At 62.6% G+C, this 13,325-nt stretch carries 12 protein-coding genes; 6 read left to right on the top strand and 6 right to left on the bottom strand.

The window, feature by feature from the left end; genetic code table 11:
• The first annotated feature begins 1 nt into the window (after position 1).
• The gene (locus tag D8W71_RS13695; protein WP_121114138.1) at positions 2 to 817 is read left to right on the top strand and encodes an FAD binding domain-containing protein; all 816 of its coding nucleotides are present in this window, start codon (positions 2 to 4) and stop codon (positions 815 to 817) included.
• Positions 811 to 3,507 (top strand): molybdopterin-dependent oxidoreductase, encoded by a 2,697-nt coding sequence (locus tag D8W71_RS13690; protein WP_121114137.1) that lies wholly within the window; start codon positions 811 to 813, stop codon positions 3,505 to 3,507. Before D8W71_RS13695 ends, D8W71_RS13690 begins: the two co-directional genes overlap by 7 nt.
• Here the strand turns inward: D8W71_RS13690 and D8W71_RS13685 are convergent.
• Positions 3,456 to 4,532: a lysylphosphatidylglycerol synthase transmembrane domain-containing protein gene (locus D8W71_RS13685; protein ID WP_121114136.1), complete on the bottom strand. Its 1,077-nt coding sequence runs from the start codon at positions 4,530 to 4,532 to the stop codon at positions 3,456 to 3,458. The genes D8W71_RS13690 and D8W71_RS13685 overlap by 52 nt on opposite strands.
• Positions 4,529 to 4,966, bottom strand: a complete 438-nt coding sequence (locus D8W71_RS13680; RefSeq protein WP_121114135.1) for an Lrp/AsnC family transcriptional regulator — start codon at positions 4,964 to 4,966, stop codon at positions 4,529 to 4,531. The genes D8W71_RS13685 and D8W71_RS13680 overlap by 4 nt, the downstream gene beginning before the upstream one ends.
• 83 nt (positions 4,967 to 5,049) lie before the next feature.
• Between D8W71_RS13680 and D8W71_RS13675 the strand changes: the two genes are divergently transcribed.
• Positions 5,050 to 6,066: an acyl-CoA dehydrogenase family protein gene (locus tag D8W71_RS13675; RefSeq protein ID WP_201265056.1), complete on the top strand. Its 1,017-nt coding sequence runs from the start codon at positions 5,050 to 5,052 to the stop codon at positions 6,064 to 6,066.
• Here D8W71_RS13675 and D8W71_RS13670 read toward each other — a convergent pair.
• Both D8W71_RS13670 and D8W71_RS13665 read right to left on the bottom strand, forming a co-directional pair.
• Complete coding sequence (locus D8W71_RS13670) at positions 6,046 to 6,756, bottom strand: CPBP family intramembrane glutamic endopeptidase (RefSeq protein WP_121114134.1); 711 nt, start codon at positions 6,754 to 6,756, stop codon at positions 6,046 to 6,048. The two genes, D8W71_RS13675 and D8W71_RS13670, sit on opposite strands and share 21 nt — an antisense overlap.
• A 39-nt stretch (positions 6,757 to 6,795) precedes the next feature.
• Positions 6,796 to 7,965, bottom strand: a complete 1,170-nt coding sequence (locus D8W71_RS13665; protein ID WP_121114133.1) for an NAD(P)H-binding protein — start codon at positions 7,963 to 7,965, stop codon at positions 6,796 to 6,798.
• A 68-nt stretch (positions 7,966 to 8,033) separates the two neighbouring features.
• Here D8W71_RS13665 and D8W71_RS13660 point away from each other — a divergent pair, with 68 nt between their 5' ends.
• Complete coding sequence (locus tag D8W71_RS13660; RefSeq protein WP_121114132.1) at positions 8,034 to 8,633, top strand: ribulose 1,5-bisphosphate carboxylase large subunit; 600 nt, start codon at positions 8,034 to 8,036, stop codon at positions 8,631 to 8,633.
• A 6-nt stretch (positions 8,634 to 8,639) separates the two neighbouring features.
• Here D8W71_RS13660 and D8W71_RS13655 read toward each other — a convergent pair whose 3' ends face one another.
• The gene (locus D8W71_RS13655; protein ID WP_121114131.1) at positions 8,640 to 9,773 is read right to left on the bottom strand and encodes an acyl-CoA dehydrogenase family protein; all 1,134 of its coding nucleotides are present in this window, start codon (positions 9,771 to 9,773) and stop codon (positions 8,640 to 8,642) included.
• A 302-nt stretch (positions 9,774 to 10,075) separates the two neighbouring features.
• On the opposite strand from D8W71_RS13655, the gene D8W71_RS13650 reads away from it, so the two are divergent.
• Both D8W71_RS13650 and D8W71_RS13645 read left to right on the top strand, forming a co-directional pair.
• Positions 10,076 to 11,305, top strand: a complete 1,230-nt coding sequence (locus D8W71_RS13650) for an aminotransferase class I/II-fold pyridoxal phosphate-dependent enzyme (RefSeq protein ID WP_121114130.1) — start codon at positions 10,076 to 10,078, stop codon at positions 11,303 to 11,305.
• Entirely contained in the window at positions 11,302 to 12,849 is a 1,548-nt protein-coding gene (locus D8W71_RS13645) for an NAD-dependent epimerase/dehydratase family protein (protein WP_121114129.1), read from the top strand. Before D8W71_RS13650 ends, D8W71_RS13645 begins: the two co-directional genes overlap by 4 nt.
• On the opposite strand, the gene D8W71_RS13640 is transcribed toward D8W71_RS13645, so the two are convergent.
• Positions 12,764 to 13,303, bottom strand: a complete 540-nt coding sequence (locus D8W71_RS13640) for a J-domain-containing protein (RefSeq protein ID WP_121114128.1) — start codon at positions 13,301 to 13,303, stop codon at positions 12,764 to 12,766. The two genes, D8W71_RS13645 and D8W71_RS13640, sit on opposite strands and share 86 nt — an antisense overlap.
• Positions 13,304 to 13,325: the final 22 nt, after the last annotated feature.

The following is a 13,325-nucleotide window of genomic DNA, read 5'->3' as shown; positions in this document are numbered from 1 at the left end:
GATGGATCTGGGAACGATCGAGGACATCGTGGTCGCACGCGAGCGGTCCGAACTTCCTCTCGGTGACGAACACACCGCTGTCATCGCAGGCGGGACCTGGTTGTTATCGGAAAAGCAAGACCATCTACGACGCCTCGTCGACATCACCACCCTCGGGTGGGCCCCGCTGACCGAATCGGACGACGGTCTCGACATCGCGGCGACATGCACCATCGAGCAGCTCTCGCGAGCGAGCTTCGACCGCGACTGGCCGGCCACCACCCTGTTCCACCGGTGCGCAACCGCATTGCTCGCCTCGTTCAAAATCTGGAAAGTTGCGACCGTGGGCGGAAACGTGTGCTTGGCTTTGCCTGCAGGAGCGATGGTTTCGCTCACAACAGCGCTGGACGGGGTTGCGTTGGTTTGGTCACCTGACGGCACCGACTACCGTATTCCGGTGACCGATCTGGTCACCGGTCCACACGAGAACGCATTGAAGGCCGGCGAGGTGGTCCGCAGCATTCGACTTCCCGCCCACGCCTTGATGTCCCGGACCGCGTTCAGGAAGAACGCTCTGTCACCGCTCGGGCGGTCCGCGTCCGTCGTCATCGGCAGAATCGACCCCGGCAACCAATTCGTCCTGTCGGTCACCGCGTCGACCACACGCCCCTTCGTCCTGCGCTTCCCGGAACCTCCCACCGCCGAGGTTCTCGAATCAGCGCTTTCGGACAGCATTCCGAACTCCGCATGGTACGACGATCCGCACGGTGCACCGGACTGGCGTGAACACATCAGCCGCAAGTCGGCTCGGGAGATCCTCGAGGAGTTGACGTGTTAGTCGGCATCAACGGAACACCGACAGAGTGTTCTCCCCGTCCCGGCCAGTGTCTGCGCACAATGCTGCGCGATCATGCTCACTTCGAGGTCAAGAAGGGCTGCGACGCAGGCGACTGTGGCGCGTGTTCTGTGCTGGTGGACGGGGAACCAGTGCACTCGTGCATATTTCCTGCGTACCGCGCGGCGGAGAAGGAGGTCACGACCGTCGCGGGTCTCGGCACACCGGACGACCTCCACCCTGTCCAGCGTCGGTTCGTCGACGCAGGCGGATTTCAATGCGGATTCTGTACGGCGGGGATGGTGGTGACCGCGTCGACGCTGAGCGAGGACGATCTGACCGAACTTCCCGAGCGGTTGAAGGGAAACCTGTGTCGGTGCACGGGGTATCGATCCATCGACGACGCAGTGCACGGCGTTGTCAACACCGAGAAACCTACCGAAGGGCCGTCTGCGGGTCGATCGTTGTCGGCGCCCGCTGCGACGAGAATCGTCACCGGTACCGAGCCGTACACACTCGATTTCGCACCCACCGGTCTACTGCACGCGAGTGTGCTGCAGAGTCCGCATTCACATGCGCGCGTGCTGTCGATCGACGCCTCGGCGGCCGAGGCCCTCCCCGGCGTGCGGCTCGTTCTCACCTCCGCGGACAGTCCTGATCGCGTGTTCTCGACCGCTCGGCACGACCAACGCGCCGACGACCCCGACGACACCCGGCTCATCGACACCGTCATGCGTTTCAGGGGCCAGCGGGTCGCAGTCGTCGTCGCTGAATCTCTCGCTGCCGCCGAGGCGGGATGCCGAGCTCTTGTGGTCGACTACGAGGTACTGCCTGCGGTGTTCGACCCGGGTGACGCATCGCTGATCGGTGCTCCCCTGGTCCACGGCGACAAGGGGCCGGAGTCGAGGATTGCCGACCCGGCGCGCAACCTCGTCGCCGAACTGCACGGCGGAATCGGCGATGTCGATGCAGCCGTCGCGGACGCCGATGCCGTGGTCAGCGGGCACTTTCGTACCCAGCGAATTCAGCATGTCCATCTCGAAACCCATGGAACCATCGGGTGGATCGACGACGAAGGCAGGCTCACGCTCCGGACCAGCACTCAGGTTCCGTTCCTGGTCCGGGACGAGATCTGCGAAATCTTCGGCGTGGAACGCGAGAAGGTGCGTGTGTTCACCGCCCGGGTCGGCGGCGGATTCGGCGGTAAACAAGAACTGCTGACCGAGGATGTCGTCGCTCTGGCCGTGTTGAAAACGGGATCGCCCGTGCAGTTCGAATTCACCCGCAAGGACGAGTTCACGGTCGCTCCCTGTCGCCATCCGTTTCGGGTGGACGTCACAGCGGCAGCGACAGCCGACGGCACACTGACCGCGCTCGCCGTCGACATCGTCACCGATGCCGGTGCCTACGGCAATCACAGCCCAGGCGTCATGTTCCACGGGTGCGGCGAATCGGTTGCCATCTACCGCTGCGCGAACAAGCGAGTCGACGCGAAGTCGGTGTACACCAACAACATTCCTTCGGGCGCGTTCCGGGGCTACGGGTTGGGCCAGGTCATCTTCGCCGTCGAATCGGCACTCGACGACCTTGCTCGCGAGCTGGACCTCGATCCGTTCGAGTTCCGCAGGCGCAATGTGGTCGTGCCGGGCGATCCGCTCGTCGCAGCTCACGTCGAAGGCGAGGATCTGATGTTCGGGAGCTACGGCCTCGATCAATGCCTCGACTTGGCCGAGCAAGCGCTGCGATCGGGCAACGGCGTCTCGGCACCCGCTGGATGGAAAGTCGGTGAGGGCATGGCTGTAGCAATGATCGCGACAATTCCGCCGCGCGGCCACTTCTCGGACGCGTCGATCGCCCTGTTGGCCGACGGCCGGTACCGAGTTCGTGTCGGGACCGCCGAATTCGGCAACGGAACCACCACTGTGCACACGCAGATCGCCGCAACGGAACTGTGCACGACGCCCGAACGCATCATCGTCGTTCAATCGGACACGGACGCAACAACATACGACACCGGAGCATTCGGATCTGCTGGAACCGTCGTCGCAGGCAAGGCCCTTTACGCGGCGGCGCGGTCACTGTCCGCGCAGATACTGGGCGTAGCTGCGGGGATCACCGGATGCACTGCGGACGCATGCACTCTCGGGCCGGAGGGCGTCCAGTGCACCGCGCACTTCGTGTCGCTGTCCGACGTACTCGCGGCCGCGGGAGGAATTCTTGTCGCCGAAGGTGACAGTGGCGGCGTGCCGAGGTCACTTGCCTTCAACGTCCAGGCGTTCCGGGTCGCGGTCGAAGAGTCGACGGGCACCGTTGAAATCCTGCAGTCCATCCAAAGTGCAGACGCGGGAACCGTCATGAATCCTCAGCAATGCCGCGGACAGGTCGAAGGCGGCGTGGCACAGGGCATCGGATCCGCGCTCTACGAGGAGATTCGCACCGACGGAGCTGGGAGCGTGACCACCGATTCCATTCGCAGCTACCACGTTCCACAGTTTGCGGACATTCCTCGCACCGAGGTCTATTTCGCCGACACCTACGATCAGCTCGGCCCGTTCGGCGCCAAGTCGATGAGCGAATCCCCGTACAACCCCGTGGCTCCTGCGCTGGCCAACGCGATCAAGGACGCGGTGGGCTCGAGGCTCTACGAACTGCCGCTGTCTTCGGAACGGGTGTGGAGGTCGCTGGGGAGCTGAGTGGGCACCCGCCAGTTCTTGCTCAGTCTCCAGTAGAGGTACGAGACCAGCCCGAGCGGTATCGGGAGAAACCATGTTGCAAACCTGAACAGAAGCACGGCAGCAACGAGCTGGGCTTGCGCGGTCGTGTCGAGACCGACGCCGAGAACCGCAATCAGCGCCGCCTCGGCGACACCGAGGCCGCCGGGCGTCGGCGCCACGAATGCCGCCAGCCACATCGCGCCGAAGGCGACCACGATGCGATCCCAGCCGATCTCGTGATGGTCGAGCCCCGACATCCGAACCGCAACACCCAACACGAGCGCGCCGAGAAGTTGCGACAGCACCATGGTCGCCGTCAGCGATCGCCAGCAGGTGCGCACGCGCCCCAGCAAGTTGACGCGGAACTCGGTGAGCACTTCTTCCATGTCGCGCGGCTCGATTCGACCGATGCGCTTCGCGAGTGCGGCGCGCATCCGCGTCAGCACTCGCCCGATTCGCCGCGCGAACCCGTCATTGGTGATGACGAGCGCAACGACCAGGCAGACCGCCATGACCACCGCACACGCGCCTGCGGCGACCCACACCGCAGAGCCGGTGACGGAACCGAACGTCACCAGGATCACCAGAGCAATCGACATCAACAGGTATCGCGACAGATTGGTCCAGATTCCGATCGCGATGATGGACGTCGTACTGTCCGCCAACGCGAAGCCCCACGATCGGTACATTGCAAAAGTCAAACCCGTTGCGACGGTCCCACCTTCGGGAACGGTGTTGGCGAGCGCCAACGACGCCGTGCGCGCGACGCCGGCTTGACGCATGGTCAAGCCGGGGAGCGTGTAGATCATCGGTCGGAACATCGACGCGAGATACACGAGACCGAGGGCCGATACGACCACTACCGATTCGATCGAGATCGAATCGAGTGCGCTCGACACCGCGCCGGAGTGACCGACGGTGCGATAGAGGAGCCACATCACCAGGCCCACCACGCCGTAGGACAGCACGGCAGAGACGATCCTCCGGACTCCTGATTTCGTCATCGGTCGTAGAAGGTCTGAAGAATGATCGTGCTCCGTGTACGGACATTGGCCGTCGCACGAATCTCCTGGAGGAGTCGTTCGAGGTCACGAGGTGACTCGACGCGAACGAGCAGGACGTAGCTCTCCTCGCCTGCGACGGAGTGACACGATTCGATGGCACCGATATGGCGCAACCGAGCAGGCGCGTCGTCGGGCTGCGCAGGATCGATCGGCGTGATGGCGACGAAGGCAGACAGCGGGCGCCCCAACGCTTCTGGATCGACCTGGGCGGTGTACCCACGAATGACGCGTCGAGACTCGAGTCGACGAACCCTCGATTGCACCGCCGAGACCGACAGGCTTGCCTTTTCCGCAAGGGTCGCCAGAGTGGCGCGTCCGTCCGCGACGAGTTCGTCGATGATCAACCGATCGATCCGGTCGAGATTTTCACTCACCTGCGCAATGTAGCCCAGACCCGATGGTTTCGGCCCGTCGGACCACAGACAATTCGGCGCGCGGAAGGAATAGGATGCTGCAGGTGACGTCCTGGCCGGAGCGCGCCCACGATATTGCCGACACCGTATTGTTCCCTGCCGCCGAGTCGGTGGATGCCGACGGCGAAATTCCCCCCGGTCATTTCGAGGTCCTGGCTGCCGAAGGGTTCTACGGCCTCGCCGCGAACTCCGACGACGGCCCGGAATTCGACGAGTTACCCGAAATCATCGAGACACTGTGTGGCGGTTGTCTCGCAACAGCGTTCACATGGATGCAGCATGCCGGCGTCGTGATGTCGCTGTCGGGCACCGACAACGCCGCCATGAAGGATCGATATCTCGGCGCGCTGGTGGATGGCTCGGTCAAGGCAGGCGTGGCATTCGCGGGCGCGATCCCCAGGCCGCCCAAGTTGTACGCCCGCCGAACCGAGACCGGGTACGTTCTCGATGGATCGGCGCCGTTCGTCAGCGGCTGGGGCATCGTCGACATTCTCCAGGTGTCCGCACGGGACGAATTCGACGATTCCATCGTGCACTCGATCATTCCCGCCGTGTCGGTTACCGGCATCACCGTCGAACCTCTGTCGTTGATTGCTGCTGATGCAAGCAACACCGTGCGCCTACGATTCGACGGAGTCGAGATCGCCGACGGACAGGTTGTGTCCGTGGTCGGCGACGAACAATTCCAGGCCGGACAGCTGTACGGCTCGTGGATCAACGGGTGCATGGCGATGGGCGTTGCTCGGCGCGCGATCACTCAGATGGAGGAACTCGGCGTCGACACCGAATCGTTCTCGCGTGAACACGGCGTCGTCAGAACCCGATTCGACGACGCGTTGTCCGGCAATTACGACATTTTCCAAGCACGGGCGGAGGGTTCGAACTTGGCAGTGCGGGCCGCTGCGGCGCTCGTCGCTGCCACCGGATCCAGCGCTCTCGTCGGGCACGGTACCGCGGAGCGACTCGTGCGGGAGGCCACGTTCACGCTCGTCGGGGCGAGCAGGCCTCAGATCAGAACCGCGCTCCTGCGCACACTGTCGTCAGACGAACAGCGGCGGTAACACGAACACCATCACCGTCGACCACGCCACGTGAGTCAGTATCGGGGCCAAAATCCCACCCGATGCCCTTCGCTGCAGGCCCAGAACGAATCCAAGCGTGATCGCGGCGAATGCCAACATGGGATTGCCACTTGCCAAGGTGACCACGGTGTAGATGACCGTAGAAATCACAACCGGGTTCCTGCGACCGATTGCGGCAAACAACGCTCCGCGGAAGAAGATTTCCTCCGCGACGCCGTTCAACAATGTGATGAAGACGATGAGGGCAAGCGACCCGAAGCGCGCATGGGCCAGCACGTTTTCGGTGAACTCGGCCAGCGGCGGAATCTGACGCACGATCAGCGCGCCCACCACGAACACTGCTCCTGCGGCCAAGCCGATCAGGATAGGCGTGACGATCGGACGACGTATCGAACCCTTGAAGGTAATCCTGCCCAGGTGCAACGGACCGGACGCGAAGCCGCCGATTATCCATGCAGCAGCGAGCCCGAGGGTCAGTGGATAGAAGGCACTGTCACCGGGATCCACCGACAACGACAGGCCCAGCAGCGTCGCACCGATGACCAGGGTGACGACCACCACGATTCGGCGTCGGAGAAACGCTTTGTCGGTTTCTTCGTGGTTGCGATCCACTTTCTCCACGAGTGCCGATTTGACGACGTCTCTGACGCTCGTCTGCCAGGTCGGCATCACACCTCCGATTGTTGGTCCCCCATCATGCCCGATGCGCTAATTGCCGCGCACCCGTCGTATCACCGATCGTGCGCGGTCCGAAACCCCGTCGACCACGTCCAAGTTGGTACGAACGACCGCGGCGACCGGCCACGAGTACAACAGCTTTCTCGCCCCCAGGGATTCCAGCAAGCTCCACGTCTGCCCCGACGATGCAGCCACGCCGTAACGCCTGATCCCGAGCTCGTCGCCTCCGCTCCACGCCGCGTCGGTCACCGCGAGTCGCAACGGATCTTTGAGGGCCCGAACACCCGGTGGCGTTCCCACCGACCCCTGAACGCTTCGATGCATCGCATCGCGGATGGTTGTTCTGCCACCTTCGGGTTCCCCGGCGGCGTCCACGATGCGCTGTTCGGACGTCGTCATCGTGTTGTGGAGCGAGCCGACGAGATCCTCCGCCAGCGCGTCCGGGATCGGGATGATCTTGCCGATCACTCGCCCGGCGAGTCCAGTCGGAACTCCCGGAGCTGGCAGCCCGACACGGGTGAGTCCGGCCGCGTCGACATATGCGAACAGCAGGTCGCGATACGGGACGACGTCCGGCCCGCCGATGTCGTACGCCCCGGCGGGCACCGTGGAACGCGACGCAAGGAGATAGAACAGGACATCGTCGACCGCTATCGGCTGAACGGGGTGACTCAACCACGTCGGTAACGGGAGGACGAGAAGCCTGTCGGCGAGGTAGCGGAGCATCTCGTAGGAGGTCGAGCCGGCCCCGAGGACGATCGCCGCTTTGAGCCAGACCAAGTCGACACCCTCGACATCGAGCGCCTCACCCACATCAGCTCGGCTGGCAAGATGCTCGGACAATTCCTCGTCACCGGGGACGAATCCACCGAGGTAGACGATGCGTTTCACACCGGCAGCGGCCGCGGCGCGGGCGAACTGTTCGGCGGCGCGCTTGTCCTGCGCTCGGTAGTCGGACTGACCGATGGCGTGAACGAGGTAGTAGGCGACGTCGATGTCTCCCGCGGCCTCGAAAGCACCATGCAGAGACTCTTGATCGGAGGCGTCCAACGCACACGACTCGACGTCGTCCCACCAGTCGAATACCTTCAGAGAATCCGGGTTCCTCGACGCGGCAACAACTGTGTCACCCTCGTCGAGCAACGCAGCTACCAGACGCGAGCCGATGTACCCGCTCGCGCCGGTGACAAGAACTTTCATACTTCGAGGCTAACCGTATCTTCGAAGTACTGCCGGGGAGCCCACATCGCTGTGGCATTGTTTCGGTCATGGCACTCGAACGTGCGGGCGTGGCACTACCCGATCGGTACGGCGTACTCGGCGTCTTCGGAATCGGCGTCGACGTCGTTCGATTCGGTGCCCGGTGGACCAAGGACACTGCGATGTTCGCGCTGGCAGTCCCCGGCCGCGTCGAAGCGCTACTGGACGAAGTGTCCGCGCTCATGGTTCGGATCAACGCGGTAGTCGACGCCGCACAACAGGTTGTCGCCGAGGCACAAACCACGACCCGGTCGGCGGACGGCGTCATAACATCTGCGTCCAAGGCATCGGTGACAGCACTCGAGTTGGTAGAGCTGTTCGATCCCATTGCACAACGATCGGCACCGTTCGCGAAGAAGTTCGTCGACAACCTCGACGAGAACGAGGTGGATGCCGCGATCGCGATGGTCGATCAGCTGCCCGGTCTCGTCGAGCACATGGAAGCAGTCATTCCTATCCTGGCGACCCTGGATACCGTCGCCCCCGAGATCCACGAATTACTCGGCGTGACAAAGGATGTACGCCGCGCAGTGATCGGGATCCCGGGGTTCAAATTCTTCCGCAACCGCGGCCAGGACAAGTTGGACGACGAGGAACTTCAGGAGTGAGCAAGCCTATTTGACGAAGGCGAACTCGTCTCCGCCGTGGTACTTCGTCAGCGTCTCCGAGATGGATCTACGTGACGGCGGATGGAATGCGAAGGCTTGCAACGCGCCCGCGAGGTAGCCGATATCCGGCGACTTGATGAACCCGATGCCGCCGAGAGATTCCATGGCTGCCGAACTGGCACGGACCAGTGCGTCGCGAATTGCGATCCGACAGAACAACAGTCGCGCCGAAATGTCCTGCCCCCTCTCACCGTCGTCGACCGCCCGTGCGACGCTCTCGATTGCGGCCATACTGCTCTCGATATCCGCCGCGGCCCTGGTATATCCCTCGAAATCACCCTTGTCGGCCGCGAGCATCTTCTCGAGAAGCAATGTTGCACCGCCCAGATAGTTGGCACTGATTAGCATGCCGAACCACAAGTAGCCGGTCATCTCGTGAACCCCGTCGGGATCGTCGTCGCTGTTGAGCAGCACAAGATCGGCCGGAACCTGCACGTCGTGGAGATTGACCTCGTCGCTCTGCGATGCCTCCAGGAACGGGGTGTCCCAGAATTTCTCGACTGTCATACCGTCGAGGCCCGCGGGTATCAACGCCACCGCGCGCTCGCCGTCCTTCTCACCCACGCCTTCCACCTCGACGCTGGCCGTGAGCAGGTCCATCGATCCAGACAGGCTGCATGGCTTCTTGCTTCCGTTGACGACATAGACGTCTCCGACCCGCTTAGCCTTCATGGTCGGAATGAACACGCTCCCACCTGGTGTTCCCTCGGAGAATCCGGACGCGATCACAGCATGCTGTTCCACCAACCCCTTGACGAGCGCCCTGTCGTCCTCGGACGCACCTCGCGCGAACTCGATGAGCGACGCGATCGAGAGATGATGCATCGTGGTCGCGGCGCCGAGCGAAGGCGAACGCGAACCTATCGCACGCTGCGCGCGTACCGCTTCCAGCGCGGTCGCGCCACTGCCACCGAGTTCCTTGGGGACGATCAGCGCGGTACCGCCGAACTCCTTGAACTTGGCGATAGCGTCACTTCCCCTGCTTTCGAGGTCCGATAAAGGCGTACGGTCCAGATAATCGAACAAGCCCGGGATGTATTGCTCCAAAATTTCGCGCTCTCGAACCATCAATGCAGTCATGACTCTCCTACTAATCGAAATGGGCATGGCAAACAAAGGTGAATCGAATTCGCAACCATTACTGCGGTACCCCGGCACCTACCAGGCAAAACATACAAATCCAGGTAAAGAGCAGCCCATATCGGAAAGAGGGAATCAGTCGGTTTTTACTTTTATATGCGCGGACCAGCGCAAATACGGATATCACGATTTCGACCAATCCGATTTCGCACCGGTGTCGAACTACTTAGAGAATTCGCGACCATCGATTCACTGCTCGATCATTTGTCATGCACTACCGATGCGTCAGGAGACCTCACGCAATGACCGTAAACCGACTGATCAAGCGACTCGACGGAGACGAACGAGTCGACCTGCTACGTGCTGTGCAGGACAGCGACGTTTCACCTTATTTTCGCGTGATGGAGTCGGCCACCGCGCCGATCGTCCAGGTGGAGGGCAAGGACAAGATCATGTTGGGATCCAACAATTATCTGGGTCTCGCCGATCATCCCGACATCACCCAGGGCGCACAGGACGCTCTCGACACCTTCGGCTCCGCCATCACCGGCAGCCGTCTGCTCAACGGCACCATGGACATACACCTGGAGCTAGAGAACGAGATACGCGAATGGCATGGCACCGAGGACGCCATGGTGTTCACCACCGGCTACCAGACCAATCTCGGCACTATTGCCGCCGTCGTGGGCAAGGGCGATGTCATCGTCGTCGACTCGGCCGCACACGCATCCATCCGCGACGGCAGTTCGCTGTCCGGTGCGACCGTCCGCAAGTTCGCCCACAACGACATGGAGGACATGGAGAGAAAGCTCCAAGAGCCCGTTGTCGGTGATGGTGCCGTACTGGTGATCGTCGACGGCTTGTACTCGATGGAGGGAGACCTCGCACCCCTCGGTGAGGTGACCGCGCTGTGCAGGAAGTACGGTGCGGCGCTGATGGTAGACGAGGCCCACAGTCTGGGAATCTATGGCGAAAGCCTCACCGGCGCAGCAGAGTTGTTCGGCACCGCGGGCGAAACGGATATCAGGATGGCGTCGTTGTCCAAGAGCCCGAGCTCGACCGGCGGGTTCATCGCAGGGTCCCGCGACCTACTCGACTCTTTGCGAATCCACGCCAGGGCATTTTTGTTCACCACCTCCGGCGTTCCGGCTGCGGTCGGTGCTTCCCTTGCGTCGATCAAGCTGATCCGTAGCGAGGAGGGAAGGCAACGTGCGCGTCGCGTTCTCGACAACGCCGAAGCGCTCCGCAGTGGCCTGGCAGCGGAGGGCCTCGACGTCGGTGCACGCTCACCGATCCCCGGCGGCGACACGGTGTCACCGATAGTGTCGCTGCACATCGGTGACGATCTGGTCGCAATGAGTTTGTGGCGAACCCTGTTCGACAAGGGCATCTTCACCTCCGCGGCGCTGCACCCTGCTGTACCTCGCAACGGCGCACTACTCCGTCTGTGCGCAATGGCTTCTCACACCGACGACCAGATCCGCACCGCGATCGAGGTCATCTCCGAATCTGTCGCGGAGTTGCCCAAGTGAGCCTGCGCATCGCAGTGACCGGTGCGACAAGCGATTTCGCCAAAGCGATCTTGCCCGCACTACTGGACGACGAAGACGTCGGCTCGGTTCTCGGCATTGCGCGTCGGCCTCTCGCGATGTCGCATCCGAAACTGGAGTCGATCCGCTGCGATATCCGGTCGAACGATTTGACGGACGTACTCCGGGGCGCTGACGTAGTGATCCACCTGGCATTCGTCGTCGAGGAGTTGAAGGACAAGACGGAGACTCACGACATAAACCAGCGTGGATCACGCAACGTCCTCGATTCTGCCTACGAAGCAGGAGTCGAGCGTCTCGTCATCGCGTCGAGCATCAACGCTTACGGCCCTGAGATTCACGACAACCTGATCGACGAAAGCTATTACCCTGCCGGAGATTCCGACCGGTACTACTTCCACGACAAGGCCGAGGTCGAGCACTACGCCGAATGGTGGTTACGTAGGCACCCCGGCGAGATGGCGGTGTCCATGCTTCGCCCTACCTACATCATCGGGCCCGACTTCTCCAACGACGGAATCGATCAGTTCACCGGAAAGCTGGCGGCGTTTCCGCAAGCAGACAAGGCGTCGTACCAGTTTCTTCATCAACGTGATCTCGCCGATGCTTTCCACCGAGCTGCCAAACAGGACCTCGACGGGCCGTTCAACGTTGGACCACGTGACCGGACCGGCGTTCGTGAACTAGCTGCGATGCAGGGGCAATTGCTGTTCGACGTACCCGAGAAACCGGCTATCAAGGCGGCCAACCTCGCTTTTCGATTGGGACTGACTCCCTTCTCGGGCCAATGGGTGACGGCAGGCGAACCGGCGGTCGACTCGGCAGCATTGTCGGAGAAGACCGGGTGGGCACCGACACTCACCTCCCGCGAATGCGCCGCAATCATGATTCTGTTGCAGGGCAGGCCGATTCTCGACGGACTGTACGCATTGACTTCGCACGCAGCGTGCGAGGCCGCGTTGGAGCCTGCGTCCAACTTCGTCGGAACGACGGGAGGGACACACGTCCAGTTGCCGACGCCCACCGGTCGAGTTCACGCCGAGGTTCACCGTGGTTCAGGCGCTGGAACCGTCGTCGTCCCGGTCAGGCCGGGACTGCACGCTCGATATCTGACGCCGATGGCGCGGGAACTCGCCGACGCGGGCATTGATTGTGTCCTGCTCGATCTGCCGGGCCACGGCCTCAGCACCGGCAGGCGAGGGCGGTTCTCCCGAAAGGAGTTCGACGACGCGGTGCGCGCAGCGGTGTCCTACGCAGGAGCCGAGTTCGACACGGCGGTCGTGCTGGACGTGGGGGAATCCCTCGACGCGTCCAGGTCGGCGGCGGTCCGCTCGTGGCTGAGCCACCGTCCGATCAACGTCGACGACGGACTTCTTCCCCGACGTGTCCGACCATGGCACGGCTCACCTGCCGTCGAGACGGTGCGCGACGCGAAGGCCGTCATCGAACTCGTAGGCCAGAAGCGAGTCTCCTCAGAGCACGTCGCCATCTACTCGGGCGCGAAGGGTTCGGGACCGGCGTGCTGACTCCTGACACACCGTTCATACGTGTCGCGCGGACCTCTGCGTCGGCTGCCGCCCGGTTCACCCGCCATTGCTCGACCCACTCGTCGACGTCGACAGGAGAGATCGGTATCAACGGCGGCGAGGGCATCCGAATCCACGCGACCACTCGTGCGTTCAACTCGTTGAGCTGCTCACGCACCGAGTGCTCGAAGCGAAGTCCGATCAGCGTGCGCGGAAGTCGTTCGATCTCCTTACGAAGCTGAAGCGACTCGGGTAGGAGCGCATCGGTAGTCAGGTTCTCGCGCTGCAGGAACCCTCTGACCCACCACAGTTCGTCATCGGTGGATGCGGGGATCGGCTTGCCCGCGCCTTCGAGATTCTCGAACGCCCCTCGCTCCTGCGCCTCGCGAATCTGCTTGTCGACGAAGGACTCGAAGGTGACGCCCGGCTTCTTTCGTTCGGTCACACCGACCATGATGCCTTCGAATGCCTTCGGC

The organism is Rhodococcus sp. P1Y, from assembly GCF_003641205.1.
Taxonomy (GTDB): domain Bacteria; phylum Actinomycetota; class Actinomycetes; order Mycobacteriales; family Mycobacteriaceae; genus Rhodococcoides.
This window is presented reverse-complemented; position numbering and strand designations above follow the sequence as displayed.

Bases quoted from the DNA above. Each gene is read 5' to 3' on its own strand.
- D8W71_RS13650 (WP_121114130.1), top strand. From the start codon at position 10,076: ATGACCGTAAACCGACTGATCAAGCGACTCGACGGAGACGAACGAGTC.
- D8W71_RS13695 (WP_121114138.1), top strand. From the start codon at position 2: ATGGATCTGGGAACGATCGAGGACATCGTGGTCGCACGCGAGCGGTCC.
- D8W71_RS13640 (WP_121114128.1), bottom strand. From the start codon at position 13,303: ATGGTCGGTGTGACCGAACGAAAGAAGCCGGGCGTCACCTTCGAGTCC.
- D8W71_RS13660 (WP_121114132.1), top strand. From the start codon at position 8,034: ATGGCACTCGAACGTGCGGGCGTGGCACTACCCGATCGGTACGGCGTA.
- D8W71_RS13655 (WP_121114131.1), bottom strand. From the start codon at position 9,773: ATGACTGCATTGATGGTTCGAGAGCGCGAAATTTTGGAGCAATACATC.
- D8W71_RS13685 (WP_121114136.1), bottom strand. From the start codon at position 4,532: ATGACGAAATCAGGAGTCCGGAGGATCGTCTCTGCCGTGCTGTCCTAC.
- D8W71_RS13670 (WP_121114134.1), bottom strand. From the start codon at position 6,756: ATGCCGACCTGGCAGACGAGCGTCAGAGACGTCGTCAAATCGGCACTC.
- D8W71_RS13665 (WP_121114133.1), bottom strand. From the start codon at position 7,965: ATGAAAGTTCTTGTCACCGGCGCGAGCGGGTACATCGGCTCGCGTCTG.